The following is a 20956-nucleotide window of genomic DNA, read 5'->3' on the forward strand; positions in this document are numbered from 1 at the left end:
GAGGCTTGAGGCTTGAGGCTGAAATGCAATGAACCTCGAAAACATTTCCTGCCAGAAAAGCTTCGGCGGTTGGCACAAGCGTTACCGGCACCGTTCCGAAGTGCTCGGGTGTGACATGGTGTTTGCCGTGTACCTGCCGCCGCAAGCCGAGCAGGGCGGCAAATTGCCTGTCCTGTACTGGTTGTCCGGGCTGACCTGTACCGATGAAAACTTCATGCAGAAGGCCGGTGCCCAGCGCATGGCCGCCGAGTTGGGGTTGATCATTGTCGCGCCCGACACCAGCCCCCGTGGTGCCGACGTACCGGGTGATCCGGACGGTGCCTGGGACTTTGGTCTGGGCGCAGGCTTTTATCTGAACGCCACGCAGGATCCATGGGCGCGGCACTATCGGATGCATGACTACGTGGTGCAGGAGTTGCCGGAGCTGGTCGAAGCGCATTTCCCGGCCTCGGATAAACGCGGTATCAGCGGTCATTCCATGGGCGGGCATGGCGCATTGGTCTGCGCCCTGCGCAACCCGGGACGTTATCGTTCGGTGTCGGCCTTTTCGCCCATCAACAATCCGATGGATTGCCCTTGGGGCCAGAAGGCCTTCTCTCGCTACCTGGGGGAAGATCGCTCGAAATGGCGCGAGTGGGATGCCTGCGCGTTGATCGCTGAGGCTGACGAGAAATTGCCGCTGCTGGTGGACCAGGGCGATCGCGACGACTTCCTGGCCAACCAGCTCAAGCCTGAAGCCCTGCGCCAAGCCGCCAAGTCCGCCGGTCATCCGCTGGAATTGCGCCTGCAACCGGGCTACGACCACAGCTACTTCTTCATTGCCAGCTTTATCGATGATCACTTGCAACATCATGCACGCGCTCTAAACGTCTAATGCAGGTAGAATCACGCCCTGACAAAAATCGGGGCGTTTTTTTATGCGTATTGGCCACGGCTACGATGTTCACCGTTTCGCTGAAGGCGACTTCATTACTCTGGGCGGCGTGCGTATCGCACACAGCTTCGGGCTGCTCGCGCATTCTGACGGTGATGTCCTGCTGCACGCCTTGAGCGATGCGTTGCTCGGCGCGGCTGCCCTGGGGGACATCGGCAAGCACTTCCCCGACACCGACCCGCAATTCAAGGGCGCCGACAGCCGCGTGCTGCTGCGTCATGTGGTTTCGCTGATCCACGCCAAGGGCTGGAAAGTCGGCAATGTCGATAGCACCATCGTCGCCCAGGCGCCGAAAATGGCACCGCACATCGAATCGATGCGCCAGCTGATTGCCGAGGATCTTCAAGTTGAGTTGGACCAAGTGAACGTGAAAGCCACCACCACCGAAAAGCTGGGCTTCGTCGGTCGCGAGGAAGGCATTGCCGTCCATAGCGTTGCCTTGTTGCTGCGCCCATGACTGAACTGGAACTGTTGGGCCCACGGGCCTATGGCGAGCCGCTGGGCAGTGCGGTACTCAAGGCTATCGCTGAAGATTTCCAGGTCGATGAAGTGCTCGACATCCCGTTGACCGGCGATGGCGAGCATTTGTGGATCTGGGTGGAAAAACGCGGCTTGAACACGGAAGAGGCTGCCCGGCGAATTGCCAAGGCCGCCGGCGTGCCGTTGCGCACCGTCAGCTACGCCGGCCTCAAGGACCGTCAGGCCCTGACCCGCCAATGGTTCAGCGTCCAATTGCCGGGCAAGGCCGATCCTGATCTATCGGCGGCAGAGAACGACACGCTGAAAATCCTCAAGACCGGCCGGCATAAACGCAAGCTGCAACGCGGCGCGCACTCGGCCAATGGCTTCACCCTGCGCCTGACCCAGTTCAAGGGGGACGTGGCGGCCATCGATGCTCGGCTGCAACAGATTGCTCGCCAGGGCATCCCCAATTATTTCGGCGCCCAGCGCTTCGGCCATGACGGTGGCAATGTCGTCGACGCCCGTGCCTGGGCGGCGCGCAAGGCCTTGCCGGAACAGCGCAACGTGCGTTCGCGGTTGTTGTCCACCGCCCGCAGTTTCCTGTTCAACCGCGTGCTGGCGGCACGGGTGGCCGACGGCACCTGGCAGCAGGCGCAGATCGGCGACTTGCTGGCCTTCACTGACAGCCGCAGCTTTTTCCCGGCGGGCGAGGCTGAATGCAGCGATCCGCGCCTGGCGATCCTCGATCTGCACCCGACCGGGCCGCAGTGGGGCGAGGGGCCTTCGCCTACGGCTGGCGCGACCTTTGAGCTGGAACAGGCCATCGCCGAGGGCGAAGCCGATTTGCGGGACTGGTTGATAAACGCGGGAATGAGTCACGAACGTCGCATCCTGCGACTGCCCATTGGCGGGCTGTCGTGGCATTATCCCCAGCCTGACATTCTGCAACTGGAATTCGTCCTGCCGGCCGGATGTTTCGCCACTGTCTTGGTGCGCGAACTTGTCGATTTGGTGCCGGTGGGGCAGACGGACAGCCCATGCGTATTCTGATTTCTAACGACGACGGGGTGACAGCACCCGGTCTTGCCGCGCTTTATGCTGCGCTGGCGGATTTTGCCGAGTGCGTGGTAATCGCTCCGGACCAGGACAAAAGCGGCGCCAGCAGCTCGCTGACGCTCGACCGTCCGTTGCACCCTTGCTATCTGGATAACGGTTTCATCAGCCTCAACGGGACCCCGACCGATTGTGTGCACCTGGGCCTTAACGGCTTGCTGGAGCGCGAGCCGGACATGGTGGTGTCGGGCATCAACCTGGGCGCTAACCTGGGCGATGATGTGCTGTATTCCGGCACGGTCGCCGCGGCCCTGGAAGGTCGCTTCCTGGGGAAAACGTCGTTTGCCTTTTCCTTTGTTTCGCGGCAGGTGGATAACTTGCCGACCGCCGCCTACTTCGCCCGTAAACTGGTCGAAGCCCATGGCGCGCTGGACCTGCCGCCCCGTACGGTGCTGAACGTGAACATCCCGAACCTGCCGCTCGATCACATCCGTGGCATCCAGCTCACGCGCCTGGGACATCGTGCCCGCGCCGCCCAGCCCATGCACGTGGTCGATCCGCGGGGCAAGGCCGGTTACTGGATCGCCGCCGCCGGTGATGCCGAGGACGGTGGGCCGGGCACCGATTTCCACGCGGTGATGCAAGGTTATGTCTCAATCACGCCGTTGCAGTTCGACCGTACCTTCAACGACGCCTTTCGACATCTCGATGGCTGGCTGGAGGGGCTGCACTGATGGCTCGTGAGCAAGACGATATGATGCGCCGCGGAATTGGCATGACTTCCCAGCGCACCCGGGAACGGCTGATCCAGCGGCTTTACGAAGAAGGCCTGTCCAACGCCCAGGTGTTGGAAGTGATTCGCCGCACGCCACGGCATTTGTTCGTCGATGAAGCCCTGGCCCATCGAGCCTACGAAGACACGGCGTTGCCGATCGGCCACAACCAGACCATTTCCCAGCCTTATATGGTGGCCCGCATGAGCGAGTTGCTGCTGGAGGCGGGTCCGTTGGACAAGGTGATGGAGATCGGCACGGGGTCGGGCTATCAGACGGCGGTGTTATCGCAACTGGTGGAGCGGGTGTTTTCCGTCGAGCGAATCAAGGTCCTGCAGGACCGCGCCAAGGAGCGTCTGGTCGAGCTGAACTTGCGCAACGTGGTCTTTCGCTGGGGCGACGGGTGGGAGGGCTGGCCGGCCTTGGCACCTTATAACGGCATCATTGTGACCGCCGTCGCCACCGATGTCCCCCAGGCCTTGCTGGATCAGCTCGCTCCAGGTGGGCGACTGGTGATTCCGGTGGGGGCTGGAGAGGTCCAGCAGCTGATGCTGATCGTGCGTGAGGAGCACGGTTTTTCTCGACACGTCCTCGGGGCGGTACGATTTGTACCATTGCTCAACGGGCCGTTGGCCTGAGCATTTATAAACAGACGCTGAATTCCGTGGCATGGGTTGTGTCTTACAGCGGCATCGATAGGTTAAAGGCTGATTTGTTAAACAGCGTTCAACGGTGTCGAGCAAACGTGTGCGACCACCCTTCGTGCTTCCTTTATAGAGGTGCGGTCATGGTCAGTTGTATCGGTAGCACCTCTGCCTGGATAGGCAGTTTCCCATTTTTCAGCCACCACAAAGGGAGCGGCGGGTGAGTCTCACAGTCATTGCGCAGCGTATGGGTATCACGAGCTTTCAGCGCCTGGTGACTGGCCTTGTCTTGAGTACCTTGCTGGTCGGTTGTTCCAGTACGCAGTCGGGTAACGTCCGGGTCGTCGATCGCAATAACAATGCGGCGCCACAACGTCCTACAGTAACGACCGGTCAGTATGTAGTCCGTCGCGGTGATACGCTGTTTTCCATCGCTTTTCGCTACGGCTGGGACTACAAAGCCCTCGCGGCGCGCAACAACATTCCTGCGCCCTATACGATCCATCCGGGTCAGACAATTCGCTTTGACGGCCGCAGTGGTTCAACGCCTACGGCGGTGGTCACGCAGTCGGATTCGTCGGCTTCGTCGTCGAGTAAAACCACGGTTATCCGCCGCCCAGCGGGGGCGGCAACCGCGACAGTACCGTCCGTCGCGAGCAAACCACCCCCCGCGCCGATGCCTCCCGCAGGCCCCGCCCCGACAGGCTGGGGATGGCCTTCTAATGGCGTTCTCATTGGAAAATTCTCTTCAAACGGTAGTTTGAATAAAGGAATTGATATCGCCGGGGATTTGGGACAGCCTGTTTTAGCCGCGTCTGATGGCACGGTTGTGTACGCCGGGAGTGGTTTGAGGGGCTACGGCGAACTCGTGATCATCAAACACAGCGATACCTACGTCAGTGCCTACGGTCACAACCGCAGGCTGTTGGTTCGGGAGGGGCAGCAGGTCAAGGTCGGACAGACAATTGCGGAAATGGGCTCAACGGGAACGGACCGGGTGAAACTGCACTTCGAGATTCGCCGACAAGGTAAACCTGTAGATCCGTTGCAATTCCTGCCACGTCGTTGATTTGATTGTCAGCCTGTTCCGTCACGTAGAGGGAACAGGCTCCAGCGTTGCCAAGGATAAAGGCGTCGCTTGAGCTTGAGGTCGAACTCACCAAAGGACTATAACAATGGCTCTCAGTAAAGAAGTGCCGGAGTTTGACATCGACGATGAGGTTCTCCTTATGGAGACCGGCATCGCTATGGATTCGATGTCGAATGATGAAGGGGCGACTCCACCTTCCGTTCGTGCCAAATCCAAACACTCCGCTTCACTTAAACAACATAAGTACATCGATTACACCCGGGCGCTCGACGCCACTCAGCTGTACCTCAACGAAATCGGTTTCTCGCCGCTGCTCTCTCCCGAGGAAGAAGTTCATTTTGCGCGCCTGTCGCAAAGTGGCGACCCAGCCGGTCGAAAACGCATGATTGAAAGTAACCTGCGCCTGGTGGTGAAAATCGCCCGACGCTACGTCAATCGCGGGCTTTCGCTGCTGGATCTGATCGAAGAGGGCAACCTGGGCTTGATTCGCGCCGTCGAGAAATTCGACCCCGAACGAGGCTTCCGTTTCTCGACCTACGCCACGTGGTGGATCCGCCAGACCATCGAGCGGGCGATCATGAATCAGACCCGGACGATCCGGTTGCCGATTCATGTGGTCAAGGAGCTGAACGTCTACCTGCGGGCTGCCCGTGAGTTGACCCAGAAACTCGACCATGAACCCTCACCCGAAGAAATCGCCAACCTGCTGGAAAAACCGGTAGGTGAGGTCAAGCGCATGCTTGGGCTCAACGAGCGGGTTTCTTCGGTAGACGTCTCGCTGGGGCCGGACTCGGATAAAACCTTGCTCGACACCCTCACTGACGACCGCCCCACCGACCCGTGCGAGTTGCTCCAGGACGATGACCTGTCCCAGAGCATCGACCAATGGTTGTCGGAGCTCACGGACAAGCAACGGGAAGTGGTGATTCGCCGCTTCGGCTTGCGCGGTCATGAAAGCAGCACCCTTGAAGATGTAGGCCTGGAGATTGGACTGACCCGTGAGCGCGTCAGACAGATCCAGGTGGAAGGCCTCAAGCGTCTCCGGGAGATCCTGGAGAAGAATGGCCTCTCGAGTGAGTCGCTGTTCCAGTAACGAACGCAAGTGCAGCAGCAAAAGCCCCGACTGGTTCGGGGCTTTTTCGTTTCTGCGATGGGGGTTCTACGTCTTCTCTATTTATAGATTCGGCGTGTAAGCTTTTGCCTAGTGTTATGTAAGCGTTCGGATTCCCGTGCACGGGATAGACGACTATAAAGGCTGTCGTATTTTTTTAACTGTATGATTTATAAGGCGATTTAATTCGTGACTGTATCATGACAGAGACAGCCGACCGAGGCAGGCGGATTGCGCTCGGCTGGGAAAACACTAATATCAATCCTGTGTCGACGGACAGACACACCCGTCACGGACGATGGGGAAGGAAGGACATCGCAGGATGCGATTCATCAGGACGATGAAAAGGATCAAAGGGATTAGGGAAAAAATGTGGGCGGGTCAAACCGCCCCTTTTTTTTGCCTGCGATTCCTTGAATCCGGAAAAGCAAAAAGGCCCGCAATGGGCCTTTTCGACGAACGCAGGGATAATCAGCGTTCGAGCTCCTTGAGCTTATCGTCCTTGCCATCCCACTCAGCGGCGTCCGGCAGAGGATCTTTCTTCTCGGTGATGTTCGGCCATTTGTCCGCCAGCTCGGCGTTCAGTTCGATGAAATTCTCCATGCCAGCGGGCACTTCATCTTCGGAGAAGATGGCCACGGCAGGGCATTCCGGCTCACACAGGGCGCAGTCGATGCACTCATCCGGGTGAATGACCAGGAAGTTCGGGCCTTCGTAGAAGCAGTCCACCGGACAGACTTCTACACAATCGGTGTACTTGCACTTGATGCAGTTGTCGGTGACGACGAAGGTCATTTCTAATTCTCTCCTCAGGCGGCGGCAGCGGAACCCGTTCACGGTGGGCTCGCCAGGTTCGGGAGCGATAGTCTGCAGACCAGGCTAATTGCCTGCAGCATCCCAAACCGCGCGAGATTCTAACAGCTTGAAAGCCTGTGCGTTAGATCCGTGTCTTCAATGTATAGAGTAAATCCAGCGCCCGACGTGGGGTCAGGTCGTCCAGATCGAGCTTGGCCAGTTCATCGAGCACCGGGTGCGGCAGGCTGGCGAACAAATCGCTTTGCTGCGGTGCGGCCGGTTTGCCCTTGGTCGGGCGTGGCGCTTCGTGGGGCAGGCTGGTGGTTTCCAGGCGGCTCAGGTGCTCGCGGGCACGGCTGATCACTTCGCTGGGTACACCGGCCAGTTGCGCCACCGCCAGGCCGTAGCTCTGGCTGGCCGGGCCGGGCAGCACATGGTGCAGGAACACGATGCGCTCGTTGTGTTCGGTGGCGTTGAGGTGAACGTTGGCCACCAGCGGCTGGCTTTCCGGCAACACTGTCAGCTCGAAGTAATGGGTAGCGAACAGCGTGTAGGCCCGCAGGTGCGCCAGACGCTCGGCCGCCGCCCAGGCCAGGGACAGGCCGTCGAAGGTGCTGGTGCCGCGTCCGACTTCGTCCATCAGCACTAGGCTGCGCTCGGTGGCGTTGTGCAGGATGTTCGCGGTTTCGCTCATTTCCACCATGAAGGTCGAGCGCCCGCCGGCCAGGTCATCGCTGGAGCCGATCCGGGTGAAGATCCGGTCCACCAGGGACAGTTCGCAACTGGCCGCCGGCACGAAACTGCCGATGTGGGCCAGCAGCACGATCAGTGCGGTCTGGCGCATGTAGGTGGATTTACCGCCCATGTTCGGACCGGTGATCACCAGCATGCGGGTGTTGTCGTCCAGGCTCAGGTCGTTGGCCACGAACGGCGTGGTCAGTACTTGCTCGACCACCGGGTGACGACCCTGACTGATGCGCATGCACGGCTCGCTGACGAAGCGCGGGCAGTTGAGGTCCAGGTTCAGCGCGCGTTCGGCCAGGTTGCTCAGCACGTCCAGTTCCGCCAGGGCGCCGGCGGTGTCCTGCAACGGTGGCAGTTGGCTGATCAGGTCTTCGAGCAGCGCTTCGTAGAGCATCTTTTCCCGGGCCAGGGCACGGCTCTTGGCCGACAGCGCCTTGTCTTCAAAGGCCTTGAGTTCCGGGGTGATGAAACGCTCGGCGCCCTTGAGGGTCTGGCGGCGAACATAATCGGCCGGGGCTTGCTCGGCCTGCTTGCTCGGCAATTCGATGAAATAACCGTGGATACGGTTGTAGCCGACCTTGAGGTTGGCCAGGCCGGTGCGGGCTTTTTCCCGGGCTTCGAGGTCGATCAGGAACTGGCCGGCGTTTTCGCTCAGTGACTGCAACTCGTCGAGTTCGGCGTCGTAGCCCGTTTTCAGCACGCCACCGTCGCGGATCACCGCCGGCGGGTTGTCAATAATGGCTTTTTCCAGCAGCGCGGCCAGTTCCGGGTAGGTGCTGGTGGTGCGCGCCAGTTGCTGCAGGTGCGGCGCTTCGAGGTCGGTCATCGCCACTTGCAGCTCGGGCAAGGCGCCGAGGGCATCGCGCAGGCGCGCCAGGTCACGGGGACGGGCGTTGCGCAGGCCGATACGGGCGAGGATCCGCTCGATGTCGCCGATTTCCTTGAGCTGCGGTTGCAACTGCTCGAAGCGATAACGATCCAGCAGGCAGGTAATGGAGGTCTGGCGCGCCAGCAGCACGGTCAGGTCTCGCAACGGGCGGTTCAGCCAGCGCGTCAGCAGGCGGCTGCCCATGGCGGTCTGGCAGCGGTCGACCACCGATTGCAGGGTATTGTCGCGCCCACCGGCCAGGTTGGTGTCCAACTCCAGATTGCGGCGGCTCGCGCCGTCCAGCACCACGGTGTCATCCAGGCGTTCATGACGCAGGCTGCGCAAGTGGGGCAGGGCGGTGCGCTGGGTTTCCTTGGCATAGGCCAGCAGGCAGCCGGCCGCGCCGATGGCTAGGGTCAGGTTCTCGCAGCCGAAGCCCTTGAGGTCCTGGGTGGAGAACTGTTGGCAAAGGCTTTTCAGCGCCGAATCACGCTCGAAATCCCACGGCGCCCGACGCCGCACGCCACGGCGTTTTTCTGCCGGCAGGTCTTTGGGCCAGTCATCCGGGATCAACAGTTCCACCGGGTTGACCCGCTCCAGCTCCGCAAGCAGGTTTTCCCAACCCTTGATTTCCAGTACCGAGAAATTGCCGCTGGTGATGTCCAGCACCGCCAGGCCGAACAGGCGTTCATCGCCCAGCACTGCGGCGATTAGGTTGTCCCGGCGTTCATCCAGCAACGCCTCGTCACTGACCGTACCCGGGGTGATGATCCGCACGACTTGGCGTTCCACGGGGCCCTTGCTGGTGGCCGGGTCGCCGACTTGCTCGCAAATCACCACCGACTCGCCGAGCTTGACCAGCTTCGCCAGGTAACCTTCTGCTGCGTGGTAAGGAATCCCACACATCGGAATCGCCATGCCTGCCGATTGCCCACGCGCCGTCAGGGTGATGTCCAGCAACTTGGCGGCCTTCTTCGCGTCCTCGTAGAAGATTTCGTAGAAGTCGCCCATGCGGTAGAACATCAGCTGGTCGGGGTGCTGGTTCTTCAGGCGCCAGTATTGCTGCATCATGGGCGTGTGGCTGGAGAGGTCGTTCACGGCTGTATTCATGGGTGTCAGGCAAGCTCGTTGAAAGATGTGGGGCAAAAGGAGGGGCATTGGCCCGGCTTTTCCGCGATGGGCGCAAGGTTAACATGGGCGGTCTGGTGCTACCCATATGTGAGTGATGCTTGGGATTGTGTGCTTATCCGTTTTTTCGGTAACGGCTACTTATGGTTCCGCCCTTACGGCGGCTCACTTTCGAAGAGCGCGAAAGTAAGCAAAGCGCTTTTGCCCCACCACTCGGTGCCTCGCCTAGGCTCGGCATGCCTGAACGAAGGCATCGCTCCGTGGGCCGCCGCGAAGGGCCATCCATGGCCCAGCGCGGCTAACCCGGCATCCATGCCGGGTTGCCCACTGCGCAATACCTTCGTTCAGCCAGCGTGGTTAATGGGGCGCCGAGATCAACATCCACCGCGAGGCGGCCTGATAGCCGACCTGGTTCTGGGGGACCGCGTTTCCCCTGTGGGAGCGAGCCTGCTCGCGAAGGCGGCCTGACAGCCGGCCTGTCTCTCCGGCTGTACCCCGATCAACTGTGGGAGCGAGCTTGCTCGCGAAGGCGGCCTGACAGCCGACCTGTTTCTTCGGCTGTACCCCGATCCAACTGTGGGAGCGAGCTTGCTCGCGATGACGGCTGCCAATACAACTTAGTTGTAACTGGATGGCCGCTATCGCGAGCAAGCTCGCTCCCACAGTGATTACTCGGGCTTCTCTTAGGTCTCGGCCTGCATCATGAATGCCTACCTCACTTCAACCACATCCAACGCCCGATTCGCCAACAACTGGCCCAACTCAATCATCTGCTGGACCCCCAACGCGATATGTCGTCGTGAGCCCTCCAGGTCGAATGCCAGGTCGCTGACCATGGCATTGGCCGAGGCCAGGGTTTCGCTGAGGTTGACGAGCAGGCATTCGGCGTCGCTGTTGGGGGCGATGATGAAAAGGGTGTCGAGGGTGTCGGATGTTTCTTTGTCGTCTTTTGGCTTGAGGTAATAGTCCAAGGCGCGGGTGGCGGCTTCGTCGAGTTTCTTGGCGTTGGCAGACTGGCTGCGGGAGACGTGATCGTCGGGATTAGGGGGATTCGGAGTGTTCTTGAACATGCTTCTTAGATCCTTGAGTTGGAGCGGCCACCCATTCGCTACTAAACGAAGAGAGTGGCAGCTGTACGCAGGTTAGTAGACCGGGGATCCAAGAAACCGGCGCACCCGAAGGCGCCCTGCGCACAGCCACCATTGAGTGCAGGAATACCTGACTGAATGGAGCAATGAACATCTTGGATATCGAGCTACTAAACCCGATCACTGATGGGCAGTGACGAGAATCAAAGTACCGATGGGATCCAAGGTGGACAAGCCGGCGGATTCTGGCGCAGTCGTAGGCAGAGGCGCAAGGCGATGTAGCCTGGTGTCGCACATTTGAAGGAAGCGGATCGAGGGATTTCCCAAGAGGTTGTAGGGAAAATTCCTCATCCAAGGATTGGATAGAACGCAATCGGCCTGATATCCAGCGGATCGTTCCCACGCTCCGCGTGGGAATGCCGCCAGGGACGCTCCGCGTTCCGCTTCTGGAAGGTGACGCAGAGCGTCACGGGATGCATTCCCACGCAGAGCGTGGGAACGATCAACTGACCTTGAGGCGGTGATTTGTTCATTCATATGCACGCTTATGCAAAACAGCATTTGTCTTCTGCGAAAAGAACAAGCACTATGCGCGTTATGCAAAAACGCAACGTTTCTACCGTATTAAGAGCATTGCTCGATCAGCACGGGATCTCCCCCACGGAGCTTCACCGTCGTACTGGCGTGCCTCAGTCCACCCTCTCGCGGATCCTCAGCGGCAAGATTGTCGATCCTTCGGATAAACACATCTCGAAGATCGCCGAGTACTTCGCCGTGAGCACCGATCAGTTGCGCGGGCGCGCGGACGTTGTGCCCGCCGGCAATGCTCGCCGCGACGAGCCGCATTCCGAACTCAAGGACATAAGCCTGTGGGACGACGAAACACCCGTTGAAGAAGACGAGGTGTCGGTCCCTTTTCTGCGCGAGGTTGAATTGGCTGCTGGATCAGGAAGATTCGTCATCGAGGAAAGCGAGCGCTCTAGCCTGCGCTTCGGCAAGCGCAGCCTGCGGCATAACGGTGTGCAGTTCGACCAGGCCAAGTGCGTGACGGTACGCGGCAACAGCATGTTGCCGGTGCTGCGCGACGGCGCCACGGTTGGGGTGAACGCCGGCAAATGCGGGATCGGCGACATCGTCGACGGTGACCTCTATGCCATCAATCACAACGGCCAACTGCGGGTGAAGCAACTTTATCGCCTGCCCACCGGCATCCGCCTGCGCAGCTTCAACCGCGACGAACATCCGGATGAGGACTACACGTTCCAGGAAATGCAGGACGAGCAAATCGTCATCCTCGGCCACGTCTTCTGGTGGGGCATGTACGCCCGTTAATCCCTCCGCTGTCAGATAAAACCCGCCGCCGTGCGGGTTTTTTTTCGCCTCTGAAAATCGCCTAACCCCCGTAGCCATTGAGCGTTGATGCGCTGATGCATTCGATATGCATAAATAAATGCATTTACGCATTGACTGTATATGCATCCATGCATATTCTGTGTCCAAGCCGCTCGACAAAGCGGCTGGCAACAAAGCTCTTTAGTTCCACCAACAGGCAGCGATGAACCGGCCTTAACGGTTCAGAGGGTTGGCAACTGACCCGGGTGTGCAGCGTAAAGCACCAGAAGCAGTTATCCGGCGGGCAGGGACCGCGGTCGGAAAAACAATTTGAATGGATCCGTACCGCGCCAGTCGCGCCGAAAGATCAACTTCCTGCTGGCCATCGGTCAAGGAAGACGTAGGAACGCATTACTGAAAAGCCCGGTTCGTTGCCGGGCTTTTTGGAATGCCTACCTAAAGCAGGCAGATCGAAGAGTGCCGGAGTGTCGGCAAAAAATAAGGATATAAGCATGAAAAAATACGCACGTGTCGTGAACGGTAAAGTCGACAACATCTACGAAACCGTCAACCTGATCTCTGAGGAGTTCCCAGCCGATCAACTTTGGATTGATGTGACTGGCCGCTCCAGTGTTGAGGTCGATTACGACTACAACGCAATCAATACCGATGGGGTCTGGTCGTTCAACTCCGGGTTCCCTTGGCCGCAGACTGCACTTGCAGACCAGATGCGTAATGAAAAAGCCCTGCGGTTCGATGCTGTCATGACCCGTGTGGCGTCTTCGGGACTGCAATTCAAAGTCGATCTGGGCGTGGCCACCGCTGCCGAGCAGGCTTACTTGATTGCCTTCAAGGAATATTGCGTCGCCTTCACTCAAGTCAACAAACAACCCGGTTTTCCGCTGAGCATTGTTTGGCCGGAGTTGCCCTAAACGGAGCGTCGTTTTGAAAAGCCCGGTTCTGTGCCGGGCTTTTTTGCAGCTTTCCAAACATTCATCCACCCCCCAGGAGGCGTGACATGACAAACGAGCAACAAGCGTTGCTGGACATGCCGATCTGGCTGGTCATCGTGCTCGCCCTGGTGGGCGGGGTGACTGGCGAGATGTGGCGTGCCGACAAAGAGGGCGCCCGTGGTTGGTCGCTGTTGCGCCGCCTGGCCCTGCGCTCCGGCGCCTGCATGGTCTGCGGCGTCTCGGCGATCATGCTGTTGTACGCCATGGGCCTGTCGATCTGGGCCGCGGGTGCCTTTGGTTGCCTGACGGCGATGGCGGGGGCGGACGTGGCCATCGGGCTTTATGAGCGTTGGGCCGCCAAGCGTATGGGCGTTGATGGACCATCGCCGCGTGACCCTCGTTCCGACCAAAAATGATCCCTTCGTGCGGCCATATAAACAGGAGGCCTTGATGCCTGCCGTCCTTGAAAACCCCTCGCAGCTGTTAACGGCCATTGCCGAAACATTGCGCGCTTTCATTCCTGGTTTGAATGTCGCCAGCCCTCAGGATTTCAATGGTGCTGGCGATCCGCCTTGGGTATTGGTTGCCATTGAGCAGGATGCAGCAGGCATGCGATCCAGCGACGGACGCATTGCCCATGTCCTGACGATTTCTTTGCAAGTCGTGTTGTCGGGCACAGCGTCGGCCGCTTGCGACTTGGGTTGTGAGTTGAAACGCCTGGTGGTGGATAACCGCTGGAACCTTCCGGGTGATCAATGCGACCTGCCCGCTGACATCAGTGGTATCGCATCGACGTTTACCCGCGAAACCCAGTCGTACACCGCCTGGACCCTTTCCTTCACCCAAACCCTGTACCTCGGCCCAACGCTGCTGGAGGACCCGCTGGGCATCCCGAAATTTGCCCGTACCTGGGAAGTGTCGAACATCGACGACCCGGATCAATACACCACGCTCGAGGCCTGACCCATGTTCGATGCGCTGTTAAACCTGCATCTGGGGCCGATCATCGAGCGTCTGGCCGAGATGGAAACCGAGCTGGAAGACCTGCATCGGCGTGCCGACAGTTTCTGCCGCATCGGCGTTTGTCAGGAGGTCGATGCCGCCAGCAACACCTGCAAAGTCAGTCACGGTGGGCTGCTGACCCCGGCAATCCGCTTTTTCAATCCCAGTGCCGGCGCCCAGAGCGAGTCGCGGATTCCCTCCGTTGGCGAGCAATGCCTGTTGTTGAATCATGGCGGCGGCGAGGGCGGAGGGCAGTCGGTGGCGTTGTTCGGCCTCAACGGCGGTCAGTTCCCGCCCGTCTCGACCCTGGCTTCGCTGACGCGTCGTCTCTATCAGGACGGTACGGAAAACGGCTACGACCATGCCAGCCATGTCCTGCACTGGCAAAACGGCCCGGCGGCGTTTACCGGCTCTCGTGAATCCCTCGAACTGAACATCGGCCCGGCGCGGCTGGCGATGACCCCCGAGGCCATCGACCTGCAACTGGGCGCCGTCGGCCTGCGGCTCGACGCTTCCGGCGTGCACCTGAGCGGTCCGGTGGTGGATCACCAGGGGCGCGTCATCAGTACCGCATAAGAGATTTCCTCATGATTGGAATCGATCGAAATACCGGCACCACGGTGGACGACTGGCTGCAATTCGTGCAGCGCGCCACCCGGGCGTTGACCACGCCTTTAGGCACTCGTCAGAAGCGTCCTTTGTATGGCTGCGCACTCACGCAGTTGCTGGGGCAGAACCTTGGCGACGACCTGCTGATCCTGGCCCAGAGCCACGCAGCCCAAGCGTTCTACAACCCGCAAAACGGCATCAGTGATTTCGAGCCGCAGGTCATTGTCGCCAGCCGCCACGGCGCCGGCTTGCTGTTGCGCTTCGCCGGCACCTGGAAAAACCGTAAGCAAACCTTCGAGGTGGTGACATGAGCATGTTGATCCCCGGTCAGAACCAGTTGGCTGAACCGGCCATCGTCACCGTCGACGCGTTCGAGGATTTGCTCGCGGAGTTCAAGACCTTCGTTATCGAGTACGTCGGCGCCCGCTCTCCCGGGAGTGCGGCCAAGTTGTTGGAAAGTCTTGAGAACGAAAGCGAACTGCTGACCCTGGCCCTTGAGGCGTTCTGCGTCCGGCTGCAAACCCACGAACGCAAATACAACGCCCGCATCAAGCAGATGCTGGCGTGGTGGGCCACCGGGACCAACCTCGATGCTCGCCTGGCGGACATGGGGCTGGAACGTCAGTTGCTCGACCCGGGCGATCCGGCAGCGTTCCCGCCCATTGCTCCGGTCTACGAGAGCGACGATGACGCTCGCTTGCGTTACTACCTGGCGCCCCATGCTCCGGCGGCGGGCTCGCGCATGCAGTATCGGCGGGAGGTCTTTACCCTCGGTGAACGGCCTGCGGTGAAGGTGGACAGTGCCGCAGGCGGTGTGGTGAACGTGACCTACACGTTCGATCCGGATGGTCTCGCCGCGCAAGTCAAGGACGGCAACGGACGCCGGACGGCACCGGGCGAAGTCACGGTCACGGTGCTGTCCCGCGAGGGCGACGGCACACCGTCCGAAGCGCTGCTGAACGGTGTTCGCCTGCACTTCGCCCGGCCTGATGTACGACCGGAAACCGACCTGGTTATCGTGGAGGCCGCGCAAATCAAGCCCTACAAAATCCGCGTCGTGGCGAAGATCAACGCCGGCCCGGATTCAGGCTTGACCCAGGTTGCCGCCGAACAGCAATTGCGGGAATACGCCGAGGCGTGCCATCGATTGGAAGGTCGGGTGGACCCGAGCTGGATTGACTACACGCTGCACAGTGCTGGCGCGGTTCAGCTCCAGATTCTCGAACCACTTGCACCGATTGTGACGACGGCTTTCCAAGCCCCGTACTGCACGGGCGTCGAGGTCGAGGTGGAGACGTTATGAGTGACGACACACCACGCCCGAGCCTTTTGCCGGCCAACAGTTCGCCGCTGGAAAGAGCGCTTGACCTGGGTTTCGCCCGCTTGCTTGAACGCATCGATCCGCCGTTTCCCGAGCTGATGAATCCGCTCTCGACGCCCCTGGCGTTTCTGCCGTATCTGGCGGCGGATCGCGGTGTCAGTGAGTGGAGTTCTGAGGCGGCCGAGGCTGAAAAGCGTCTGACGGTGGAACTCGCCTGGCCCACTGCTCGGCAAGCCGGAACACGAAAGGCACTGGAAAATGCCGCCAAGGGCCTGCAGCTTATGCCCGACGTGCGCGCCTGGTATGAGCAAACGCCACCCGGCCCACCCTACAGTTTTTCCGTCAGGGCTTTCACCGAACAACCCTACAGCGAAGCCATCGACGCACGTCTCGACCGTCGCCTGGCCGATGCCAAAAGCGAGCGCGACATCCTGACGGTTTCGGTCGGCTTGAGTGCCTTCGGCCGTCACGTCATCGGCGCCGCGACGCTGTGTGGCGAGCTGACCACGGTTTATCCAGTCGTCATCGAAGGGCTCGAAGCCTCGGGCCAAGCCTTCATGGCTGCCGCGCTCTATAGCGTCGAAACCTCCACTATTTATCCACAGGGGTCCTAAATGGCCGACTACTACACCCTGCTCACCGATGCGGGGATCGCCTACGAAACCGCCTGCAAGGCGGCGGGCACACCCATCAAGCTGTCGCAGATTTCCGTCGGTGACGGCGGCGGCTCGGTCTACAACCCAGCCGCCACCGCCACGGCGCTCAAACGCGAAGTGTGGCGCGGGCCGCTCAATGCGCTGTTCCAGGATGAGAAAAACCCGAGCTGGTTACTGGCCGAAGTGACCATCCCGCCGGAAGTGGGCGGCTGGTATGTGCGAGAGGCCGGGATCTGGACCGATACCGGGATTTTGTATGCGATTGTCAAATATCCTGAGTCGTTCAAGCCGGTGCTGGCGACTTCCGGTTCGGGGAAAGAGTTTTACATTCGGTCGATTTTCGAGACCAGTAATGCTGAGTCGGTGACGTTGCTGATTGACGATACAGTGGTCAAGGCGACGCGGGCTTGGGTGGCGAGTTATGTCGCTGATGAACTTGCCAAGCTCGACAGGAAACAGTCGGTGCGGGTAGCGACGACGGCCAACATTGTCTTGAGTGGCGCGCAGGCGATCGATGGTATTGCAGTGATCGCCGGGAATCGGGTCTTGGTAAAGTCCCAGACTTTGGCGAAAGACAACGGTATTTACGTGGCCGCGAACGACGCTTGGGTTCGGGCAAAGGATGCCGATGCGAGCGCCGAAGTGACTTCGGGGTTGGTTGTCTCGGTGGAGGAGGGGACGACGCTTGCCAACACGATCTGGCAGTTGGTTACCGATGGGGCGATTGTGTTGGGCACTACGGGGTTGGTGTTTCAGAACATCACTCAAGGGTTTGCGCCGCTCAATTCGCCGGTGCTCGTTAATCCGACGGCAAATACGCCGCCGCTATTCGACAACACGAAGTCGATCGCGACGACTGAATACGTTATGCGCGCTAGTGGCAGCTATCGTGGCTTTACCAGTTTGACTGCGACCACCACGTTGACGGCATCAGCTGTTGGCACGCTGGTTACTGCCATCGGATCTTTCTCTATCACCTTGCCTCCAGTCAATTCCCTGCCGGCAGGTGGTGCGATCCATTTTCGGAATATCGGTAGCGGCATTGTCACCGTTGTTTGTGTCGATGCTGACAACATTAACTCGGGGGCAGGTCAGATTACGAGCATCGACTTGCAGGTAGGTGCGACCCTGGAGTTGACCGGTAATGGTGCGAGCGCGTGGTGGGCGAGTGGGACGGCACAGTTGCAATATTCAAGGATATTTGGCTCGACTGCGGCCCAGTTCGACAGCTCTCTCAGATTGGTGAACGCTGCCTTTGCCAAGCGGATGGGCGTCGAGTATTCGGTGTTTGTGCCGCTTACTGCCAGTTCCGCACTCGGTGCTTCGAGTATCGGCGGCATCATATCGGCGATATCACCTACACCGATCAGCATCACGTTGCCGCCGACCGCCGGAGTTGCAGAGGGTGCGACTATTGAGGTAGTGGCTACTGGAAGTGGTGCTGTAACTGTTCTTGCTTCAGGGGGGGACGTATTGGCGTCTCCGGTTGCGACAGGGATCACTGTCGTTCTAGGTATGGGGGATAACGCAGAATTCGTAAAGGTGTCGACGACTTGGCGCTTGCGTGGCGGGTCCTTAGCCCTTAAGTACGCTGCCTCCTTTGCTGCCTTATTCGGTTCCGCGGGCTATCAAAAATTACCGGATGGTTTGGTTTTACAGTGGGGGGCAGGGATAACTTCTACGGGGGGGGCCGCTACCATCGCCCTTCCTATCACGTTTCCGAACGCGGTAATGAAGGTTCTGGTTTCTGCATCTGGAACTAACTCTGTCCCGACGGTCGGTGTGGTTGCTACCAACTCGGTCGGAATTAACTGCTTCAACGGGAGTACCGGCGCCGGAAAGTCTGAAAACGTCCAGTTCCTAGCCATCGGTTACTAAGGAGAAAAGTATGTTCGCTTCAAAAATAGCCTGTGGTTTCTACGACGCAGCTATCAATATTTCGATGCCGGATGATGTGGTCGAAATTTCTGCTGAACGCCACGCTGAGCTGCTGGCGGGACAATCGGAGGGTAAGGTTATTGCCTGGGATGATGATGGTCTTCCTGTGCTTGTGGATCCGCAACCATCCAGCGATGAGGAGCTGGCAGTTGTCGAGCGGGCTTGGCGGGATCAGTGCTTGTCCGAAACGGACGGCGTGGTGGCTCGCCATCGCGACGAACTGGAGGAGAATGTTGGAACCACGTTATCTCCTGCACAGTATCTCGATCTTCAGCAATACCGGCGTGCGCTTCGCAATTGGCCTGAAGCGCAAGCGTTTCCTCGGCTGGATCACCGTCCGATAGCCCCCGCCTGGCTACCTGAGCAACCCAAATAAACGCCCCGCACCGACGGGGCGTTTTCTTATCCGTCCAACACCCAACAGCCCCTTCCCAAGGGGCTTTTTCGTATCTGGAGAACCCAAAAATGGCACCACGCCAAACCTACACCGTGCTCCTTCCATTTCCCACCGGAGGTGGTCACTGGTCGACCACCGGCCAGGAACTCGACCTGCTCGACGTCGAGGCCAATGCCTTGCGCAGTGCCGGTCGCCTGGAGCTGAAAAAAACCGAGGCCGGCGAATCGGTCTCCGCATCCACCCCGGCCAAAAAGGCCACCACCAAGAAGGCTGAATAACCATGGCTGAGGTTTTGAACTTCGAGCACAACGGCATTACCGTCAATGCCACTGAATCTCCCGAGGCCATGGGTGGCCTGGGTGACAACGTCATCGGGTTGGTCGGCACCGCGCCGAATGCCAACCCGCTGATTCCGAAAAATACCCCGTTCCGCATCAACAGCTTCACCACCCAGGCCCAGCTGGACCCGACTGGTGCCGAAGCGGGGACGTTGTTTCAGGCGGTCTACCAGATCCTCAAAGTGGTCAAGGTGCCGGTGTACGTGGTCATCGTCGAAGAGGGCGCCACACCGGCCGACACGCAGAACAACGTGATCGGCGGCATCGAGGCGCAGACCGGTCGCAAACTCGGTTTGGCCGCGTTGAGTGGGGTCGCTGAGGACCTGACCATCATCGGCGCGCCGGGCTTCACCGGCACCAAGGCCGTGGCCAGCGAGTTCGCCTCGTTCGGCAAGCGTATCAAGGCCCGTGTGGTGCTCGATGGCAAGGATGCCGCGGTCGCCGATCAAGTGACTTACAGCCAGGAACTGGGCGGCGCGGACCTGGGTTTCGACCGTTGCCTGGTGGTGCACAACATGCCGGCGGTGTACTCCAAGGCGGCGAAGAAAAACGTCTTCCTGGCGCCGTCGAGCCTGGCCATCGCCGCGCTCGCCAAGGTCAAGCAATGGGAGAGCCCGGGCAACCAGGTCACCTACGCCGAAGACGTGTCGCGTACCGTGGAATACAACATCCTCGACACCTCCACCGAAGGCGATCTGCTCAACCGCTACGGCGTCAGCTACTACGCCCGGACCATCCTTGGCGGCTTCTCGTTGCTGGGCAACCGCTCCATCACCGGCAAGTTCATCAGCTACGTCGGCCTTGAAGATGCCATCAGCCGCAAGCTGGTCAAGGCCGGCCAGAAGGCCATGGCCAAGAACCTGACCAAGTCGTTCATGGACCAAGAGGTCAAGCGCATCAACGACTGGCTGCAAACCCTGGTCGCCGACGAAACCATTCCCGGCGGCAGCGTGTACCTGCACCCGGAATTGAACAGCGTCGAGAAGTACAAGAACGGCACCTGGTACGTGGTCATCGACTACGGCCGCTACGCGCCGAACGAACACATGATTTATCAACTCAACGCCCGCGATGAAATCATCGAGCAGTTCCTGGAGGATGTTCTCTAATGTTTACCAACCGCGTAAGACAGGCCATCGCGGCCACCCTGCAGGGCCTGCCGTTGTCGGCGACCGTGGAAAGTTTCACCCCTCCCAAGATTGAGTTCGCCATGGAGACGATGAGCGGTGGGCGCTTTATTGGCGAGGAAATGGCCAAGAGTGGCACCGTGCTCGGGGCTACGTTGGTGCTGCAAGGCGTGGGGCCGGAAATCATGTTGGCCCTGGGGGTGAGTGTCGGCGACGACATCCTGCTGAACGTGCGCGAGGCCGGTCAGGACCAGGATGGCAATACCTGGTTCACCTACCACACCGTCGGCGGGAAGTTGAAGTCCCTGGTCGAAGCGCCGCTGAAAATGGGTGATAAACCGACCACCACGCTGGACCTCTCCTGCCGCACCTACAACCGCCTCGAAAACGGCGTCCCGGTGATCGACATCGACGTACGCACCCAGAAGTTCGTGCTCAACGGCGTCGATATTCTTGGCGATGCTCGCCGTGCGGTGTTGTTGCCGTAAACGAATGCCCGTCAGTTGAACACAATCCCTGTGGGAGCGAGCTCGCTCGCGATAGCGGTGGGTCAGCCAACATCGATGCTGACTGATCCGCCGCCATCGCGAGCA

Annotated in this window: 23 protein-coding genes; 20 read left to right on the top strand and 3 right to left on the bottom strand. The window is 59.7% G+C overall.

The window, feature by feature from the left end:
• Positions 1-28: 28 nt before the first annotated feature.
• From fghA to rpoS, 7 genes are all read left to right on the top strand, one after another.
• Positions 29-874: an S-formylglutathione hydrolase gene (fghA, locus tag LOY70_RS06095; RefSeq protein WP_265034179.1), complete on the top strand. Its 846-nt coding sequence runs from the start codon at positions 29-31 to the stop codon at positions 872-874.
• A 43-nt stretch (positions 875-917) separates the two neighbouring features.
• Complete coding sequence (ispF, locus tag LOY70_RS06100) at positions 918-1391, top strand: 2-C-methyl-D-erythritol 2,4-cyclodiphosphate synthase (RefSeq protein ID WP_123415592.1); 474 nt, start codon at positions 918-920, stop codon at positions 1389-1391.
• The gene (truD, locus tag LOY70_RS06105) at positions 1388-2446 is read left to right on the top strand and encodes a tRNA pseudouridine(13) synthase TruD (RefSeq protein WP_265034180.1); all 1059 of its coding nucleotides are present in this window, start codon (positions 1388-1390) and stop codon (positions 2444-2446) included. Before ispF ends, truD begins: the two co-directional genes overlap by 4 nt.
• Positions 2434-3183: a 5'/3'-nucleotidase SurE gene (surE, locus tag LOY70_RS06110; protein ID WP_265034181.1), complete on the top strand. Its 750-nt coding sequence runs from the start codon at positions 2434-2436 to the stop codon at positions 3181-3183. The genes truD and surE overlap by 13 nt, the downstream gene beginning before the upstream one ends.
• 41 nt (positions 3184-3224) lie before the next feature.
• Positions 3225-3860, top strand: a complete 636-nt coding sequence (locus LOY70_RS06115) for a protein-L-isoaspartate(D-aspartate) O-methyltransferase (RefSeq protein WP_170862085.1) — start codon at positions 3225-3227, stop codon at positions 3858-3860.
• A 226-nt stretch (positions 3861-4086) separates the two neighbouring features.
• Positions 4087-4935: a peptidoglycan DD-metalloendopeptidase family protein gene (locus tag LOY70_RS06120; protein ID WP_123342528.1), complete on the top strand. Its 849-nt coding sequence runs from the start codon at positions 4087-4089 to the stop codon at positions 4933-4935.
• 106 nt (positions 4936-5041) lie between these two features.
• Positions 5042-6049, top strand: a complete 1008-nt coding sequence (gene rpoS, locus LOY70_RS06125) for an RNA polymerase sigma factor RpoS (RefSeq protein ID WP_003198289.1) — start codon at positions 5042-5044, stop codon at positions 6047-6049.
• 489 nt (positions 6050-6538) lie between these two features.
• On the opposite strand, the gene fdxA is transcribed toward rpoS, so the two are convergent.
• From fdxA to LOY70_RS06140, 3 genes are all read right to left on the bottom strand, one after another.
• Positions 6539-6862, bottom strand: a complete 324-nt coding sequence (gene fdxA, locus LOY70_RS06130) for a ferredoxin FdxA (RefSeq protein WP_265034183.1) — start codon at positions 6860-6862, stop codon at positions 6539-6541.
• A gap of 142 nt (positions 6863-7004) precedes the next feature.
• On the bottom strand, positions 7005-9572 hold the full coding sequence (mutS, locus tag LOY70_RS06135; RefSeq protein WP_167310214.1) for a DNA mismatch repair protein MutS: 2568 nt from the start codon (positions 9570-9572) through the stop codon (positions 7005-7007).
• A 740-nt stretch (positions 9573-10312) separates the two neighbouring features.
• Positions 10313-10672 (bottom strand): DUF6124 family protein, encoded by a 360-nt coding sequence (locus LOY70_RS06140; protein ID WP_265034185.1) that lies wholly within the window; start codon positions 10670-10672, stop codon positions 10313-10315.
• Between the two features lie 615 nt (positions 10673-11287).
• On the opposite strand from LOY70_RS06140, the gene LOY70_RS06145 reads away from it, so the two are divergent.
• The 13 genes from LOY70_RS06145 (at position 11288) to LOY70_RS06205 (ending at position 20851) form a co-directional block, all read left to right on the top strand.
• A complete protein-coding gene (locus tag LOY70_RS06145; protein ID WP_003198297.1) occupies positions 11288-12022 on the top strand; it encodes a helix-turn-helix transcriptional regulator in 735 nt (244 codons plus the stop codon).
• A gap of 512 nt (positions 12023-12534) precedes the next feature.
• Positions 12535-12954 carry a tail fiber assembly protein gene (locus tag LOY70_RS06150; RefSeq protein ID WP_265034187.1) on the top strand — a complete coding sequence of 140 codons (420 nt, stop codon included), beginning with the start codon at positions 12535-12537 and terminating at the stop codon, positions 12952-12954.
• 86 nt (positions 12955-13040) lie between these two features.
• The gene (locus tag LOY70_RS06155; protein WP_265034188.1) at positions 13041-13391 is read left to right on the top strand and encodes a phage holin family protein; all 351 of its coding nucleotides are present in this window, start codon (positions 13041-13043) and stop codon (positions 13389-13391) included.
• A 34-nt stretch (positions 13392-13425) separates the two neighbouring features.
• Positions 13426-13938, top strand: a complete 513-nt coding sequence (locus LOY70_RS06160; protein WP_265034189.1) for a hypothetical protein — start codon at positions 13426-13428, stop codon at positions 13936-13938.
• A gap of 3 nt (positions 13939-13941) precedes the next feature.
• Complete coding sequence (locus LOY70_RS06165) at positions 13942-14553, top strand: phage baseplate assembly protein V (protein WP_265034190.1); 612 nt, start codon at positions 13942-13944, stop codon at positions 14551-14553.
• 11 nt (positions 14554-14564) lie between these two features.
• Positions 14565-14897 carry a phage baseplate protein gene (locus LOY70_RS06170; RefSeq protein WP_265034191.1) on the top strand — a complete coding sequence of 111 codons (333 nt, stop codon included), beginning with the start codon at positions 14565-14567 and terminating at the stop codon, positions 14895-14897.
• Positions 14894-15889 carry a baseplate J/gp47 family protein gene (locus LOY70_RS06175; protein WP_265034192.1) on the top strand — a complete coding sequence of 332 codons (996 nt, stop codon included), beginning with the start codon at positions 14894-14896 and terminating at the stop codon, positions 15887-15889. Before LOY70_RS06170 ends, LOY70_RS06175 begins: the two co-directional genes overlap by 4 nt.
• The gene (locus tag LOY70_RS06180) at positions 15886-16521 is read left to right on the top strand and encodes a phage tail protein I (protein WP_265034193.1); all 636 of its coding nucleotides are present in this window, start codon (positions 15886-15888) and stop codon (positions 16519-16521) included. The genes LOY70_RS06175 and LOY70_RS06180 overlap by 4 nt, the downstream gene beginning before the upstream one ends.
• Positions 16522-18441 carry a phage tail protein gene (locus LOY70_RS06185; protein WP_265034194.1) on the top strand — a complete coding sequence of 640 codons (1920 nt, stop codon included), beginning with the start codon at positions 16522-16524 and terminating at the stop codon, positions 18439-18441.
• A 10-nt stretch (positions 18442-18451) separates the two neighbouring features.
• Entirely contained in the window at positions 18452-18877 is a 426-nt protein-coding gene (locus LOY70_RS06190; protein WP_265034195.1) for a tail fiber assembly protein, read from the top strand.
• 89 nt (positions 18878-18966) lie between these two features.
• Positions 18967-19176: a hypothetical protein gene (locus LOY70_RS06195; protein WP_265034197.1), complete on the top strand. Its 210-nt coding sequence runs from the start codon at positions 18967-18969 to the stop codon at positions 19174-19176.
• 2 nt (positions 19177-19178) lie between these two features.
• Positions 19179-20345: a phage tail protein gene (locus LOY70_RS06200; RefSeq protein WP_265034198.1), complete on the top strand. Its 1167-nt coding sequence runs from the start codon at positions 19179-19181 to the stop codon at positions 20343-20345.
• Positions 20345-20851: a phage major tail tube protein gene (locus LOY70_RS06205; protein ID WP_092443712.1), complete on the top strand. Its 507-nt coding sequence runs from the start codon at positions 20345-20347 to the stop codon at positions 20849-20851. Before LOY70_RS06200 ends, LOY70_RS06205 begins: the two co-directional genes overlap by 1 nt.
• The last annotated feature ends 105 nt before the right edge of the window (positions 20852-20956 follow it).

This window comes from Pseudomonas sp. B21-054, assembly GCF_026016345.1.
Classification (GTDB): domain Bacteria; phylum Pseudomonadota; class Gammaproteobacteria; order Pseudomonadales; family Pseudomonadaceae; genus Aquipseudomonas.